Genomic DNA, 15,298 nt, shown 5'->3' with positions numbered 1-15,298 from the left:
TCCCTGCTTCAGGGCAGGACCGACTCCTTCGCCGCGTAGACGGCCTCGGTGGCGTCCTTCTGCGGTCGCCACCACTGCTCGTTCTCGCGGTACCAGTCGACGGTCGCCTTCAGGCCGGCACGGAAGTCGACATACGTTGGCGTCCAACCCAATTCGGTGCGGAGCTTGGTCGAGTCGATGGCGTAACGCAGGTCGTGGCCGGGGCGGTCGGTGACGAAGTCGAAGGCGTCGGGTGCGTTGCCGGTCTCTTCGAGAATCGCTTCGAGGACGGTGCGGTTGTTCGCTTCGCCGTCGGCTCCGATGAGGTAGGTCTCGCCGATGCGGCCGCCGTCGATGATGGCCCAGACGGCGCTGTTGTGGTCGTCGACGTGGATCCAGTCACGCACGTTCTGCCCGGCGCCGTAGAGCTTGGGCCGGGAGCCGCTGAGGATGTTGGTGATCTGGCGCGGGATGAACTTCTCCACGTGCTGATACGGGCCGTAGTTGTTGGAGCAGTTGGAGATGGTGGAGCGGACGCCGAACGAACGCGTCCAGGCCCGCACCAGCAGATCACTCGACGCCTTGGTGGACGAGTACGGGCTCGACGGGTTGTACGGAGTGGACTCGGTGAACCGCGCCGGGTCGTCGAGTTCGAGGTCGCCGTAGACCTCGTCGGTGGAGATGTGGTGGTAGCGGACGTCGTGTTCGCGGACCGCATTGAGCAAGGTGGTGGTGCCGATGACGTTGGTGTGTACGAACGGCCAGGGATCAGTCAACGAGTTGTCGTTGTGGGATTCGGCGGCGAAGTGCACGACCAGGTCCGTCTCGCGCACGAGGCGGTCGACGAGATCGGCGTCGGCGATGTCGCCGTGCACGAACTCGATTCGATCGGCCACCGGATCGAGGGAAGCCTTGTTACCGGCGTAGGTGAGCTTGTCGAGCACGGTGACCTGGGAATCGGGACGCTGCGCGAGGGTCTGATGTACGAAGTTCGCGCCGATGAACCCGGCCCCACCCGTGACGAGAATTCTCATGAACAGGCACTTTACCGGGGGATGCTCGTGCGGGCCGATCTTGTCTGCCACGCGTGCTAGCTTCTGCTCGACTTCGGGGGAGTAGTAATCGGATGGGTCTGGGGAAGATTCCTGTTCGTCTCGCGGCATCGATAGCGCTGTCGTTCGGCCTCATGTGGGCAATCCCGCAGCTGGCACCGGAAGTGCCCGAACCGTACGAGGGAGTGCCGTGTCGGCCCTACCGAATCACGTAGGCCGATGTCGCCAACTCGGTTGAGCGATCGGCCGTCGGACCTGTCAGGAGCCTCGGACGGTGCGGCCGGCGAAAGCCGCCAAACGCTCGTACGCGTTCGCGTCGTCGGGTGCCGGTTGCTCTGGATCGAAGGCACCACCGCGCCGTTCGTCGGTCATGTTCGCCGACATGAACACCATCCCCTCCTCGGGCACGGTCTGGTCGAGATCATCGGTGCCGCGACCGAGTGCGGTCGCGAGATCCCACGCGTGCACCGAGAGTTCCGCGGCAACCATGCCGAGCGGCAGCGGCGAACCTGCGTCGATCTCGGCCAGCAGTTCGCGAGTCCGCTCGGTCCACAGCGGAATCGGATCCGAGGACGACTCGGGCGTCGCCGACCAGTCGATCTCTCCACCCCGAGCCATGGTCACCAGGTTGGCAGCGGTGTTCACCAGGTGATCGGTCAGGTCGGCGACGGTCCACTCGGTGCAGGGCGTCGCCGATGGGCGTTCGGCTTCGGTCACTGTGGAGAGCAGAGCGGTGACCTGATCGATACCGGTGGCGATCTGGTTCGTCGTCGTCACGTGGCTTGTCCTCGGTTCTCGGTGGTCAGTCGGTCCCGTTCCCCACAGCTGCGGGGCAGGACGAAGTTTAGAGGCGGATTCCACATCGCGCGCGGAAACGGAGCGGCACAAGCGAGCGGGTGATCGGAGGGTCTGGAAGACTTCGCCGTCATGCGGGGAATCATTCTGGCGGGCGGCACGGGCTCGCGTCTTCATCCGATCACGATGGGCGTCAGCAAGCAGCTGGTCCCGGTCTACGACAAACCGATGATCTACTACCCGCTCTCGACTCTGATCCTGGCCGGGATCCGCGAGATCCTCGTCATCACCACACCCCAGGACGCCGACCAGTTCACGCGTCTGCTCGGTGACGGCTCCCAATTCGGCATCGACTTGACCTACAAGGTCCAACACGAGCCCAACGGCCTCGCCCAGGCGTTCGTGTTGGGTGCCGACCACATCGGCACCGACTCCGCGGCATTGGTGTTGGGCGACAACATCTTCTACGGCCCCGGCCTGGGCACCCAACTGTCTCGCTTCGACACCATCGACGGCGGAGCCGTCTTCGCCTACGAGGTCTCCGACCCCACCGCCTACGGCGTCATCGAATTCGATGCGAACCGAAAAGCCATCTCCCTCGAAGAAAAACCCGCCGCCCCGAAATCGAACTACGCCGTCCCGGGGCTGTACTTCTACGACAACGACGTCATCGCCATCGCCCGCGACCTGCAGCCGTCCGCGCGTGGGGAATACGAGATCACCGACGTCAACCGCCACTACCTCGAGGCAGGCCGCCTCCAGGTCGAAGTCCTCCCCCGCGGTACCGCCTGGCTCGACACCGGCACCTTCGACTCGCTGCTCGATGCCTCGAACTACGTGCGCACCATCGAACAACGTCAGGGCCTGAAGATCGGATCCCCCGAAGAGGTGGCGTGGCGACGCGGATTCATCACCGACGACGAACTGCGCGCCCGGGCGGAGACACTCGTCAAATCCGGGTACGGCCACTACCTGCTGGATCTGATCGACCGAGGACACCGAGCATGAGCTTTCGTGAGTTGAGCATCGCCGGTGCCTACGAGTACACCCCACGCCAGTTCGGCGACGATCGCGGTGTGTTCTTCGAATGGTTCAAAGCGAGCCTCTTCGAGGAGACGACGGGGCGGTCGTTGAACCTGCTGCAGGCGAATTGCTCGGTCTCCGCCGCCGGCGTGCTGCGCGGGATCCACTTCACCACCAACCCACCCGGGCAGGCCAAATACGTCACCTGCGCCCGCGGAGCGTTCCTCGACGTGATCGTCGACCTCCGCGTCGGGTCACCGACCTTCGGGCAGTGGGACAGCGTGCTGATCGACGACATCGACCGCAGAGCAGTGTTCCTGTCCGAAGGACTCGGCCACGCCATCCTCTCGCTCGAGGACAACTCGACCGTCATGTACCTGTGCAGCCTCGAGTACACCCCGGCCCTGGACCGCGACATCAACCCACTCGACCCCGCCCTGGGCATCGACTGGCCCACCACCGCACGCGACGGATCGCCCCTGACCTACGAACTCTCCGACAAGGACACAGCCGCCCCCACCCTCGCCGAAGCACTCGAACGCGGAGACCTGCCGAGCTTCTCGTGAGCGGCGAGCGCCGGATCGGACAAACGCGCGCGCGTTCGTCGGGTGCGCGGGAAATCGCTCGCGGACACGGGCGATTCTGCGCGCGTCCGGCAAGTGCGCGCGCGTTTGCGAACCTCTGGGGGCGAACCCGCGCTTGCGGACCCCCGGGAGCCCGAACCCGGAGGCTCAGCGGATCTTGAAGATCACGAATCGCTGAACGAGGAAGTTGATGACCGTCGCCGTGCCCTGCGCGATGACGAAGGCCACGTTGGCGTACCAGAAGCCGTCGGGAAGGGCCTGGTAGAGCCAGGTGTAGATGCCCACCTGGACGGCGAAGGTGACTCCGTACAGCGCGACGACGGCGAAGAACCGAGCCCGCGACGGGGCCGCGTTGAACGTCCAGCGGCGATTGATCAGGTAGGCCGTCGTCGTTCCGAGTACGAAGCCGATGGCCTTGGCCAGCGTCACACCGACGCCGAACACGAAATGCAGCAGCAGGTTGACGCCCTGGTCGACGATCGCCGACAACACACCCGTCGCCAGGAACCGCAGCACCTGCGTCTTGAGGTCGAGGGCCGCGTCGGCGATGTTCTCGGTCAACGGCAGCTCGACGGGTAGCGGGACGTGATGCTGCAACTCTTCGTCCTCGGGCGACCAGTCGTCGCCCGTCGAGCCTTCTTCTGCGGAGCGGTCGGGGGTGGACACGAGGACTGACACTAGCCGCTGCTGCGGTGCGGGTACCCTCTTGAGCGATGTCCACGACAGCCGACGACGCACTCTTCCCCCTGGAACCACAGGCCGGGAACACTGCGCCGCTACCCACGCAGACCCGCACACTCACCGGTTGGGGCCGCACTGCTCCCTCCACTGGAGAGGTGCTCTCGACCTCCGACCCCGAGCTCATCGCGAACGCGGTCAAGCAGGTCGCCGAGCAGAACGACTCCAAGCCGGCCTACCTCCGACGCGGCGTCATCGCCCGCGGCCTAGGCCGCTCCTACGGTGACAACGCGCAGAACTCCGGCGGCCTCGTCATCGACATGAATGCGCTGAACGGCATTCACAGCATCGACGCGTCCACGCGCATCGTCGACGTCGACGGTGGCGTCAACCTCGATCAGCTGATGCGTGCTGCGCTGCCGTTCGGTCTGTGGGTACCGGTGCTGCCGGGTACGCGACAGGTCACCATCGGAGGTGCGATCGGCACCGACATCCACGGCAAGAACCATCACAGCGCGGGCAGCTTCGGCAACCACGTCCGCTCGATGGAACTGCTCACGGCGGACGGTCAGATCCGGCACCTGACGCCGTCGGGCAAGAACGCCAAACTGTTCTGGGCAACGGTCGGCGGCAACGGTCTGACCGGCATCATCCTGCGCGCGACCATCGAGATGACGCCCACGGAAACGGCGTACTTCATCGCCGACGGCGACGTCACCAGCACCCTCGACGAAACCATCGCGCTGCACAGCGACGGCAGCGAGAACAACTACGACTACTCGAGCGCATGGTTCGACGCGGTTGCTCCGCCGCCCAAGCTCGGCCGCGCAGCCCTCTCCCGTGGATCGCTGGCTCGGCTCGACCAGCTGCCGGAGAAGTTGCAGAAAGATCCGCTGCGATTCAACGCCAAGCCGCTCCTGACGTTCCCGGACATCTTCCCGAACGGTCTTGCGAACAAGTACACGTTCTCCGCCGTCGGCGAGGTCTGGTACCGCAAGGCCGGCAACTACCGGAACAAGGTTCAGTCCCTGACGGCGTTCTATCACCCACTGGACATGTTCGGTGAATGGAACCGCGCCTACGGCTCCAAGGGCTTCCTCCAGTACCAGTTCGTGGTGCCGCCGGAGGCCGTCGACGAGTTCAAGAAGATCATCGTCGACATCCAACGGTCGGGCCACTACTCGTTCCTCAACGTGTTCAAGCTGTTCGGGCCGGGTAACAAAGCGCCACTGAGCTTTCCGATTCCGGGTTGGAACATCTGCGTCGACTTCCCCATCAAGCCGGGCCTCAACGAATTCGTCCGCGAGCTCGACAAGCGCGTTCTCGAATTCGGCGGACGCCTCTACACGGCGAAGGACTCGCGGACCACCGCCGAGACGTTCCACTCGATGTACCCGCGAATCGACGAATGGATCAAGGTTCGTCGATCCGTTGACCCCACAGGCGTTTTCGCCTCCGATATGGCTAGAAGGCTGGAACTGCTGTGACGATAGACGCCGTAGGTAACCCCCAGACGATTCTCGTTCTGGGTGGCACCAGCGAGATCGGTCTCGCGATCACCGAGGAGTACCTGTCGAAGTCGCCGGCACGTGTCATCCTCGCCGCGCTGCCGAACGATCCGCTGCGCGAGAGCGCCGTCGCACAGCTGAACGCCAAGGGCGCGAAGTCCGTCGACGTCATCGACTTCGATGCACTCGACACGGCCTCGCACCCGAAGGTCATCGACGCGGCGTGGGCCAAGGGTGACGTCGACGTCGCCATCGTGGCCTTCGCCGTCGACTTCGATGCCGAGCAGCTCTGGCAGGACCAGCGCAAGGCCGTCCTCGCCGCGAACATCAACTACACCGCCTCGGTCTCGGTCGGCGTGCTGCTGGGCGAGAAGATGAAGGCGCAGGCCTACGGCCGCATCATCGTCATGTCCTCGGTGGCGGGCGAGCGGGTACGACGCTCCAACTTCGTCTACGGCTCCACCAAGGCCGGACTCGACGGCTTCTACCTCGGACTCGGAGAAGCGTTGCGCGAGTTCGGACCTCGGGTCACCGTCGTTCGTCCGGGCATGGTGCGCACCAAGTTCAGCGCGCACGTCAAGGAAGCCCCGATGACCGTCGACAAGGAGGTCATCGCCAAGCTCGCGGTGAACGCGTCACGCAAGGGCACTCCCCTCATCTGGACTCCCGCGCCGTGGCGTCTGGTGATGATGGTGCTGCGGCACGTGCCGCGGCCGATCTTCCGCAAGCTGCCCATCTGATCTCGATGACAATCGGGGTTGCACCGGCTCGCAGAACCGCTTCTGCCGTCGGGGAGATCGCTCTCGGTGCGCTTTTCGCAGTCGTGGTGGCGACGGTCGGGTTGTACGCCTTCTCACTGGTTCAGTGGCCGGCGTTCAACTCGTCCAACGTCACCCGCGCGATCACGACGCTCGGGCAGGTGGTTGCCGCAGCACTGTTCGCCGCGTCGATCTACCTGTACCGAATTCACAAGTGGCCGTGGATCGCTCGACTCGCAGCATGGGTCGGGCTGAGCGGTTTCGTCACCGTCACCCTCGGGATGCCGCTGGCTGCAACCAAGCTCTACCTGTTCGGCATCTCCGTAGACCAGGAGTTTCGCACCGAATACCTGACTCGGCTGACGGATTCGGCGTCGTTGCGGGACATGACGTACGCCGACATCCCGCCGTTCTACCCCGCCGGCTGGTTCTGGCTCGGCGGACGCGTCGGCAACATCCTGGGCATGGACGGCTGGGAAGTGTTCAAGCCCTACGCAATCGGGCTACTCGCCGTCACCGCCGTCGTGTCGTTCGTGCTGTGGAAGGCGCTCATCCGAGCCGACTGGGCTGTCGCCGTCAGCGCCGTCACCACCGCACTCGTCGTCGCCCACGCCTCCCCCGAGGCATACAGCGCCGTGATCGTGATGCTCTTCGCTCCGGCACTGGTCCTCGCGTGGGGAGCGCTGCACCGAAGCGCATCGGGTGGGTGGGGCGCGGTGGTCGGCACCGGACTCTTCCTCGGGCTGGCCGCGACGTTCTACACGCTGTACCTCGGTTTGGCGGCGTTCACCGTCGTACTCATGGCACTGTTCGCCGCGGTCCTCGCATATCGCGAGCGGAAGTCCTGGAACGTCCTGGTTCCCATCGCGATCAAGGTCGCCGCGATCGCAGCGATCTCGGGCCTCATCGCCGCGACCGTGTGGCTGCCGTACCTGATCGAATTCCTGCGCGGTGCGCCGTCCACGTCGGGCACGGCATTGCACTACCTGCCCGAAGCCGGTGCGACACTTCCCTTCCCGATGTTCGAGTTCTCCCTGATGGGCGGACTGTGCCTCATCGGCACAGTATGGGTCGCGGTGCGGTTCTCGTCCTCACGCCGGGCACAGGCACTCGGCGTCGGCGTCGTATCGATCTACCTGTGGACTCTGCTGTCCATGGCAGCCACTGCTGCGGGCACCACCCTGCTCTCGTTCCGCCTCGAAGCAGTCCTGATCGTATTGCTCGGCAGCGCAGGCGTTTTCGGCTTCCTCGAAGGCAGCCACGCGATCTACCAGGCCATCAACGAGCCACCCAAGTTCCGTATCGCGGCCGTCGTCGTAGCGGCCATCGGTGCCATGACCTACGCGCAGAACATCCCCCAGGTACTGCAGACCGAGATCACCGTCGCCTACTCCGACACCGACGGTGACGGCAACCGCGCCGACATGCGCCCACCGAGCGCGGTCTCGTACTACCGCGAGGTCGACGAAGCCCTGACCGAGCAGACCCAGCGTCCGCGCGACGAAACCGTCGTACTGACCGCGGACACCTCGTTCCTGAGCTACTACCCGTACTTCGGCTTCCAAGGACTGACCTCTCACTACGCCAACCCGCTGGCGCAGTTCGATCAGCGAGCCGATGCCATCGAGCAATGGACCGAACTCGAGACACCCGATCAGTTGATCGACGCGCTGGAGAGCAGCCAGTGGCGCGCACCGGATGCGTTCTTGTTCCGCCGCGGCGCCGACGGCTACACCCTGCGCCTGGCCGAGGACGTCTACCCGAACGACCCGAACGTGCGCCGCTACACCGTCACCTTCCCCGAGGCACTGTTCGAGGATCCACGCTTCACCGTGACCGACATCGGACCCTTCGCGCTGGTGGTGCGCACTGCATGACCGACCGGATCAGTAGGTGTAGTTGATACCTCGGGAGAACGTGAACCCGCCCGCAGGCGCGGTGCATGCGACTATGTCGTCGGGACCGGACTCGCACACCACGCCCTCGGCCGACAGCACCTGGCCGAACTCGAGCACCGGAGCGTTCGCGTTCACGTAGATGCCCTGCGTCGTACACAGGTTTTCCGGGCCCGCCCCGGTGACGCGAACGGCGACCTTGTCGTTCTCGGCGTTCGAGCATTGGGGCCCCTCGAAGGGGTTCCTGCCGTCCACCGCCTGACATCCCACTCGCCCCTCGGGCCCATCGGCGTCCCAGATGCCGCAGTGAATGTTGCCCGTCGGCGAAACGAAGTTGTATTGACCGCCTCCCGTCCGGAACGTCGCGGGATCGACGTTGCCTGGTTCGTCTCCCGACGGCTGCAAGATCGCACCACCACCACCCGGCACCAGGTCGGCTGCTTCCTCCGGTGTTCGCGTCGGCGGAGCGACAGTCGATTCCTGTTGGGATTCGACCTCGAGCGCTGTCGACGGCTCGGCCGTAGCCGAACTGGTTGCGGTCTCTGCGGGCACCGGTCTCAGCTCCGACGCTGAACTGGTATCCGAATCGCCACTGGCACAACCACTCAGAGCCAATACACACAACGTCACGACAGGAACAAGATTCTTCAGAGCAATTTTCACGTCTTCTCTTCTCTTCCGATTCGGAACGAGGACCCTCCGGAGTTCACGAGGGCGTCGTCTTTCGTCGTTCGGACTGGCAAGTTCGGTATGTCTCATCGCTTGTTCAGCGGGCCGGCACGTCGAAGGTGGGGCTCGGCGTGTGCGCGGAGCTCGAGCCGATCACTGCCGCGAGCGCGTTGGAGAGGACGAGTGAACGGGTGATGGCCGGATGCTTTTTCATGAACCTCCATGTGTGTGTCGTGCGATGGCAGAACCGAACATAACACTTGCCTCTAGGGAAAGTGTTAGTGTTGCCGCTATGGAAAGTCATCAGTCGCCGGCCTACGCTCGCGATCTCTTGGGTGCACTCCACGCCGATCGCGTCGCCCTCGCCGACCGTCTTGTTGCGCCGTCCTGGCTCTACCCGGCCTTCGCGGCATCCACCGCCCTGTACGTAGGCACACCGGCGTTGCCCGACGGCAAGGTCAGTGCGGCGCTCGCGGCCCTCCCCGTCGTCGTAGCAACAACATTGGCTCTGCTCTATCCCCGCATATCCGGAGTGCGGCCGGCGGCAGTGGGTTCGACCGGATGGGGTGTTCTGGTCGGGCTTCTGATCGGCGTGCTCGGCCTGTTGAGCGTGTCCTACGGCGTGGTGGCGTCACTGTCCGCGTGGTGGGTTCTCGTGCCGCAGGCCATGTGCTTCGTGATCGTGCTGTTCGGGGGCCGCGTGTTCGACGGCGAATACCGACGCCACCTACACGCCGGAGGCATCCGGCAACTGACCGGCCGGCGGAGCCGGAGCACTTGGTCATGACCGAAAATCCAAGTGCTGGACCGAGATTCGACGCCGTCATACACGCACCCGTCCGCCTGCGCGTGTGCGGAATTCTGCGCCGAATCGACGAGATCGACTTCGCGGTCATTCGTGACACCCTTCGGATCAGCGACGCGTCGCTGTCGAAACATCTCAAAGCTCTCTCCGACGCCGGCTACGTCTCGACGAACAAGACTGCGTCGCTGTCACGTTCGGACGCAAGGAGAGTGACGTGGGTCAAGCTCACGCACGCCGGCCGTGAAGCGTTCGATTCCCACATCGCCGAACTCGATGTCATCGCCAACGGCCACCCCGCACCAGAGCCGTCTCACCCACAACTACGAACGTGGAGTCCTACATTCGGCGCAACACCGGAGTTCGGCTGATCGAACGAGGCTGCGGCCGATGGTCGCATCGAAAGCTCGGGGCGGGGGCCCAGCCGAAATGCCACCCCCGCGATGGGTTGCGCCCTCGTAGGAATGCGTCTCGCTCGACACTGTCGATGGCGGAGAGCCTCAGCACCTCCCGCTGTGACCCCGGTCGTTCCAGTTTTCGCCCACCGTGATGTTTCTGTAACCTCGACGCGATGACCACCCACGACCAGAGAGTTCTCGAGCGGCAGCCGACAACGGCACCGGCTCGACACTCCGGCGTCGGACGTGGTGACGTCGTTGCAGCGGTCGGATTTCTGGTCGCTGCCGTCTACGTCCTGCAGGGCCAGTGGCGCAATCTGGGTGGCGGCTACCTCTACAACAGCGGCCAGGACCAGACCATGTGGGAGTGGTTCTTCTCCGTCGCCGCGCATTCGGTTGCTTCGCTGAGCAACCCGTTTGCGAGTGACCTGCAGAATTACCCGCTCGGGGTGAATCTGATGGCGAACACGGCGATGTTCGGCATCTCCATCCCGCTGGCCCCGATCACGTTGCTCTTCGGACCCACGGTGACCTGGGCAATTGCCCTCACCGTCGGACTGGCAGGAACGTCGTTCGCGTGGTTCTGGCTGTTCTCCCGCCAGCTCAACTCATCCAAGGGTGCCGCGGCCATGGGCGGTGCGCTGTGCGGCTTCGCCCCCGGCGCGATCTCGCACGCCAACGGCCACCCCAACTTCGTGGTGCTGTTCCTGCTTCCAGTCATCGTCATGCTGGTCACCCGCATCGCCCGCGGCGGCGGTACCACCAAGAACACTGTCGGCCTCGGCCTGATCGTCGCGCTGCAGGTCCTGCTCGGCGAAGAACCGCTGCTGATCTTCGCGATGTCGTTCGCCATCTTCGCCGTCGTCTACTACCTGTCACGGCCGCGATCGCTGTGGCCCGCCGTCCGCAATGCCGTGCCCCGACTCGCCGTATCGGCGGGCATCGCGTTGACTCTCGTGGCGTTTCCGCTGTGGTGGCAGTTCTTCGGCCCGCAGTCGTACTCGTTCCTCGAACACGGGCCGATGGGCAACGACGCCAAAGCGCTGTTCCAGTTCCCGACGCAATCCCTCGGCGGCGAGGCGACGCCGGGGCAGAACGTCCGCATCAACGCCACCGAGGAGAACGCGTACTTCGGTTGGCCGCTGCTGGTGCTGTGCCTGGTTGCCGCGGTGTGGATGTGGCGAGTCGCATCGGCCCGTGCCGCCGCCGCGACCGCGATCGTCATGAGCGTGCTCTCGCTCGGCGCGACGCTGGTGATCGGCAAGAACGACACCGGCATCACGCTGCCGTGGACGAAGCTCGCCGAGTACCCCCTCGTCGAATCCGTGCTCGAAACCCGCTTCGCGTTGGGCGCAGTGCCTGCCCTGGCCCTGCTGCTCGTCCTGGCCACCGATCGAACGTTCCGCAACGGACTGCGTCCGCTGCCTGCATTCTGGATCGCCGGACTCGCCCTCGCGCTCGTGCCCCTCATCCCGACGCCGCTGGTCACCGTCGACAAGTCCCCGACCCCGGAGTTCTTCGCCGACGGTGAATGGGAGAACTACGTCGACGACGGTTCCGTCGTCACCGTTCCCCTCCCACGGCCCGAGGACGCGCGCCCGCTGCGCTGGCAGATGGACGCCGACATGGGCTTCAAGCTGGCCGCCGGATACTTCGTCGGACCGAGCGACCAAGAAGACAAGGTCGCCAAGTACGGAGCCGTCGACCGGCCCACCGCACTGCTGCTCGGCTCGGTCTACGACTCGGGCACCGTTCCCGAGATCACCGACGATCAGCGAAGTCAGGCAGCGCAGGACATGGCGTTCTGGGAGGCCGACGTCGTCGTCCTGCCGCCGAGCAAGAACACCATCGCCCTACGCACCACCGTGACCGACCTCGTCGGTGTCCAGCCTCGATACACCGGTGGCGTATGGGTGTGGGATGTGCGGACGCTCGTCCCATAGCATCGTCGGCGTGCCCGAGACCGCTCCGAACCCGAAAACCGCCCGGCTGGTAGCGATCGTCACCGGCATCATCGGTGCGGTTCTGGCCATCGCGACTCCGTTGCTGCCGGTTCAGCAGGACGTCGCGACGCTGTCGTGGCCGCAGAGTTCGTTCGGCAGCGTCAATGCCCCGCTGGTGAGCTACTCGCCCGTCGACCTCGAAGCAACCGTTCCGTGCAGCGCGGCCAGTGCTCTCACCGACGGCGGCACCCTGGTCTCCACTGCACCCATCGCCGCTGCGAAGACCGAGCAGAAGGCACTGATCGTGCGGGTCGACGACGGCCGACTGCAGGTTCTGCTGCGCGATCGGGTTCTTGCCGAGACTCCCGTTTCCGAGCTGAGCGGCAACTGCGCCCTGACCGTGTCGTCCAACGCCACCAACACCATCGTCGATCTGGACGGCGAGGCGATCACGGTGGACGGAGACATCCGGCCGCAGGTCGTCGGCGTCTACACCGACCTCACCGCCCCGGTCGACGGCCTGACCGTGCGCGCGGACATCGACTCGCGTTACTCCTCGAGTCCCACCGCGTTCAAGTTGCTGGCCATGATCGTCGGCGCACTCGCTGTGATCGCATCCCTGTTCTCGCTGCATCGCCTCGACGGCATGGACGGTCGACGCCACCGCCGATTCCTCCCCTCACGCTGGAAGTCGATCACCGGAGTCGACGCCGTCGTGGTCGGCGTGCTGGTGTTGTGGCACTTCATCGGCGCGAACACCTCCGACGACGGCTACCTGCTCAACATGGCCCGCGTCTCCGAGAACGCCGGCTACATGGCCAACTACTTCCGCTGGTTCGGCGTCCCCGAAGCACCGTTCGGCATGCCGTACTACGACATGCTCGCCGCCCTCGCCAAGGTCAGCACCGCCAGTATCTGGATGCGCCTGCCCGCCACCATCGCGGCTCTGCTGTGCTGGCTGGTGATCAGCCGCGAGGTCATCCCCCGCCTCGGTCGCGCGGTGCTCACCAACCGGGTCGCACTGTGGACCGCCGGATTCGTGTTCCTCGCCTTCTGGCTGCCCTACGACAACGGACTGCGCCCCGAACCGATCATCGCCCTCGGTGCCCTGCTCACGTGGTGCTCGATCGAACGAGCCATCGCCACCGGACGGCTGCTGCCCGCCGCCATCGGCACCCTGATCGCCGCGTTCTCTCTCGCCGCCGGTCCCACCGGGTTGATCGCCGTCGCCGCCCTGCTCGCCGGACTGCGCCCGCTGGTGATGATCGTGGTCAAGCGAGCTCGCCAGGTGGGATTGCTCGCCGTCCTTGCGCCGCTGGTCGCGTCGGGACTGGCGGTGCTGATCGCGATCTTCGCCGACCAGACTCTGAGCACCGTCCTCGAAGCGACCCGGGTGCGTTCGGCCATCGGACCGAACGTGCCGTGGTTCGAAGAACGCGTCCGCTGGGACGCATTGATGACCATCTCGCCCGACGGCTCGCTCGCCCGACGATTCGGCATGTTCGCGATGCTGCTGTGCATCGTCGTGTGCATCGCGGTGATGCTCCGCAAGAACGGACGCATCCCCGGCACGGCCACCGGGCCGTCGCGTCGGATCCTCGGAATCATCCTGGGCGCACTGGCTCTGATGATGTTCACGCCCACCAAGTGGACGCACCACTTCGGCGTGTACGCCGGTCTCGCGGCATCGTTGGCCGCGCTGGCGGCGGTTGCCGTCACCGCGGCAACCGTCCGATCCCCGCGCAACAGAACACTGTTCACCGCCGCCGTACTGTTCCTGACGGCGGTGGCGTTCACCAGCTCCAACGGATGGTGGTACGTCTCGAGCTACGGCATTCCGTGGTTCGACAAGCCGCCGTCCATTGCCGGAAAAGGCTTTTCGACGATCCTGCTCGGCCTGACGGTTCTGACGCTGCTCTACGCCGCCTATCAGCACGTCCGATTGCCCTATCGCCGAGAGGAACCCACCACGCGTCGACGCTTCGCGCCGTCCGCGCTGACCATCGTCGCCGGCGGGGTCGTCGCCTTCGAGGTGCTCTCGTTCGTCAAAGGCGCTGTGGCGCAGTACCCGGCGTACTCCATTGCCCGATCGAACTTCTCCGCCCTCGCCGGAAACTCGTGCGGACTCGCCGGCGACGTGCAGGTGGAGACCGACGTCAACGGCTCGGTCCTGCAACCGCTCGATCCCGCAGCCGACGCTCTGGGTGCAGGCGGCAGTACCGGCTTCACCCCCGACGGCGTCGCCCAGGACCTGACCGCAGACTCCGAGGACACCGCGCAGGGCAGCGCCAACTCCATCCGCCCCGAGGACTCCGAACAGAGCGCCGCGGCCACCTCGTCCAACTCCGCCGGCACCTCCGGCGGAACCAACGAGAACGTCGGAATCAACGGCAGCACAGTCGCTTTGCCGTTCGGTTTGAATCCTGCAACCACTCCGGTGCTGGGCAGCTTCGGAGCCACCGAGCCCGCGTCCCTGACCTCGGGCTGGTACCAGCTTCCTGGAGACGGCGACCTCATTGCCATCGCCGCCGCAGGCCGCATCCGATCGGTCGACAAGGACGGCGTCGTCACCCCGGGCCAACGCGTCGAACTGGAATACGGACGCCGCGACGGCGGCGACGTTCAGGCATTGGGCCGCGTCACCCCGCTCGATATCGGTCCGTCGCCGTCGTGGCGCAACCTGCGGGTCCCGATGAACGACCTGCCCGCCGACGCGGACGTCGTGCGCATCGTCGCCGAGGACAACGACCTGGCCGGCGATCAATGGCTCGCCGTCACCCCGCCGCGCGTCCCGAAGACCCAGACACTGAACTCCCTGGTCGGATCGACCGATCCGGTGTTGCTGGACTGGGCCGTCGGACTCGCGTTTCCGTGCCAGCGTCCGTTCGATCATCGCGACGGCGTCGCCGAGGTACCGAAGTACCGCATCCTGCCCGACCGCACCGGTGCCGAATCCACCAACGCCTGGCAGGACTCGATCGGCGGCGGCCCGCTCGGCTGGACCGAACTGCTCCTCGGAGCGCAGACACTGCCGTCGTACCTCGCCGACGACTACTCCCGAGATTGGGGCTCGATCGAGAGATACATGCCACTCGATCCCGACGCGGCGACGGCCGAGATCGACGTCGAGCAGCAGTCACGGTCCGGATTGGCCAGCGACGGGCCGATGAAAACCGACTGATCCCCTGGTTCTGTAACGATTCCGGGGACGGTG

13 protein-coding genes are annotated in these 15,298 nt (G+C 65.4%); 9 read left to right on the top strand and 4 right to left on the bottom strand.

The genetic code is table 11. The annotated features are described in order from the left end of the window. Nucleotides 1-8 precede the first annotated feature (8 nt). Together rfbB and CH276_RS23605 are read right to left on the bottom strand one after the other, a co-directional pair. On the bottom strand, nucleotides 9-1,013 hold the full coding sequence (gene rfbB / locus CH276_RS23610; protein WP_037188736.1) for a dTDP-glucose 4,6-dehydratase: 1,005 nt from the start codon (nucleotides 1,011-1,013) through the stop codon (nucleotides 9-11). A gap of 276 nt (nucleotides 1,014-1,289) precedes the next feature. Continuing rightward, a complete protein-coding gene (locus CH276_RS23605) occupies nucleotides 1,290-1,808 on the bottom strand; it encodes a maleylpyruvate isomerase family mycothiol-dependent enzyme (protein WP_176459411.1) in 519 nt (172 codons plus the stop codon). A gap of 150 nt (nucleotides 1,809-1,958) precedes the next feature. On the opposite strand from CH276_RS23605, the gene rfbA reads away from it, so the two are divergent. Both rfbA and CH276_RS23595 read left to right on the top strand, forming a co-directional pair. After that, nucleotides 1,959-2,834, top strand: a complete 876-nt coding sequence (gene rfbA, locus CH276_RS23600; RefSeq protein ID WP_094631888.1) for a glucose-1-phosphate thymidylyltransferase RfbA — start codon at nucleotides 1,959-1,961, stop codon at nucleotides 2,832-2,834. Then, entirely contained in the window at nucleotides 2,831-3,415 is a 585-nt protein-coding gene (locus CH276_RS23595) for a dTDP-4-dehydrorhamnose 3,5-epimerase family protein (protein ID WP_094631887.1), read from the top strand. The genes rfbA and CH276_RS23595 overlap by 4 nt, the downstream gene beginning before the upstream one ends. A gap of 165 nt (nucleotides 3,416-3,580) precedes the next feature. On the opposite strand, the gene CH276_RS23590 is transcribed toward CH276_RS23595, so the two are convergent. Further along, on the bottom strand, nucleotides 3,581-4,099 hold the full coding sequence (locus tag CH276_RS23590) for a GtrA family protein (RefSeq protein ID WP_082074050.1): 519 nt from the start codon (nucleotides 4,097-4,099) through the stop codon (nucleotides 3,581-3,583). A gap of 47 nt (nucleotides 4,100-4,146) precedes the next feature. Between CH276_RS23590 and CH276_RS23585 the strand changes: the two genes are divergently transcribed. From CH276_RS23585 to CH276_RS23575, 3 genes are read left to right on the top strand one after another with little or no spacing between them, the layout of a single operon-like run. After that, on the top strand, nucleotides 4,147-5,598 hold the full coding sequence (locus CH276_RS23585; protein ID WP_094631886.1) for an FAD-binding oxidoreductase: 1,452 nt from the start codon (nucleotides 4,147-4,149) through the stop codon (nucleotides 5,596-5,598). Beyond that, on the top strand, nucleotides 5,595-6,359 hold the full coding sequence (locus CH276_RS23580; RefSeq protein ID WP_037187221.1) for a decaprenylphospho-beta-D-erythro-pentofuranosid-2-ulose 2-reductase: 765 nt from the start codon (nucleotides 5,595-5,597) through the stop codon (nucleotides 6,357-6,359). Before CH276_RS23585 ends, CH276_RS23580 begins: the two co-directional genes overlap by 4 nt. 5 nt (nucleotides 6,360-6,364) lie before the next feature. Beyond that, nucleotides 6,365-8,254 carry a galactan 5-O-arabinofuranosyltransferase gene (locus CH276_RS23575; protein WP_094631885.1) on the top strand — a complete coding sequence of 630 codons (1,890 nt, stop codon included), beginning with the start codon at nucleotides 6,365-6,367 and terminating at the stop codon, nucleotides 8,252-8,254. A 9-nt stretch (nucleotides 8,255-8,263) separates the two neighbouring features. Here CH276_RS23575 and CH276_RS23570 read toward each other — a convergent pair whose 3' ends face one another. Then, nucleotides 8,264-8,824, bottom strand: a complete 561-nt coding sequence (locus CH276_RS23570) for a hypothetical protein (RefSeq protein WP_094631884.1) — start codon at nucleotides 8,822-8,824, stop codon at nucleotides 8,264-8,266. 409 nt (nucleotides 8,825-9,233) lie between these two features. On the opposite strand from CH276_RS23570, the gene CH276_RS23565 reads away from it, so the two are divergent. From CH276_RS23565 to CH276_RS23550, 4 genes are all read left to right on the top strand, one after another. Further along, the gene (locus CH276_RS23565) at nucleotides 9,234-9,728 is read left to right on the top strand and encodes a hypothetical protein (RefSeq protein WP_094631883.1); all 495 of its coding nucleotides are present in this window, start codon (nucleotides 9,234-9,236) and stop codon (nucleotides 9,726-9,728) included. After that, nucleotides 9,725-10,114, top strand: coding sequence for a transcriptional regulator (locus tag CH276_RS23560; RefSeq protein ID WP_094631882.1), 390 nt, complete (start codon nucleotides 9,725-9,727; stop codon nucleotides 10,112-10,114). Before CH276_RS23565 ends, CH276_RS23560 begins: the two co-directional genes overlap by 4 nt. A 200-nt stretch (nucleotides 10,115-10,314) precedes the next feature. Then, a complete protein-coding gene (locus tag CH276_RS23555) occupies nucleotides 10,315-12,084 on the top strand; it encodes a glycosyl transferase (protein WP_094631881.1) in 1,770 nt (589 codons plus the stop codon). Next, nucleotides 12,062-15,265 (top strand): arabinosyltransferase domain-containing protein, encoded by a 3,204-nt coding sequence (locus CH276_RS23550; protein ID WP_094631880.1) that lies wholly within the window; start codon nucleotides 12,062-12,064, stop codon nucleotides 15,263-15,265. Before CH276_RS23555 ends, CH276_RS23550 begins: the two co-directional genes overlap by 23 nt. Nucleotides 15,266-15,298 lie beyond the last annotated feature (33 nt).

Source organism: Rhodococcus sp. 06-470-2, from assembly GCF_002258235.1.
Lineage (GTDB): Bacteria > Actinomycetota > Actinomycetes > Mycobacteriales > Mycobacteriaceae > Rhodococcoides.
Note: the sequence above shows the minus strand (reverse complement) of the source record. Positions and strands in the feature narration are given on the sequence as shown.

Coding starts and splice junctions, on each gene's coding strand:
- CH276_RS23560 (WP_094631882.1), top strand. CDS start 9,725: ATGACCGAAAATCCAAGTGCTGGACCGAGATTCGACGCCGTCATACAC.
- CH276_RS23585 (WP_094631886.1), top strand. CDS start 4,147: ATGTCCACGACAGCCGACGACGCACTCTTCCCCCTGGAACCACAGGCC.
- CH276_RS23565 (WP_094631883.1), top strand. CDS start 9,234: ATGGAAAGTCATCAGTCGCCGGCCTACGCTCGCGATCTCTTGGGTGCA.
- CH276_RS23595 (WP_094631887.1), top strand. CDS start 2,831: ATGAGCTTTCGTGAGTTGAGCATCGCCGGTGCCTACGAGTACACCCCA.
- CH276_RS23555 (WP_094631881.1), top strand. CDS start 10,315: ATGACCACCCACGACCAGAGAGTTCTCGAGCGGCAGCCGACAACGGCA.
- rfbA (WP_094631888.1), top strand. CDS start 1,959: ATGCGGGGAATCATTCTGGCGGGCGGCACGGGCTCGCGTCTTCATCCG.
- CH276_RS23575 (WP_094631885.1), top strand. CDS start 6,365: ATGACAATCGGGGTTGCACCGGCTCGCAGAACCGCTTCTGCCGTCGGG.
- rfbB (WP_037188736.1), bottom strand. CDS start 1,013: ATGAGAATTCTCGTCACGGGTGGGGCCGGGTTCATCGGCGCGAACTTC.
- CH276_RS23550 (WP_094631880.1), top strand. CDS start 12,062: ATGTGCGGACGCTCGTCCCATAGCATCGTCGGCGTGCCCGAGACCGCT.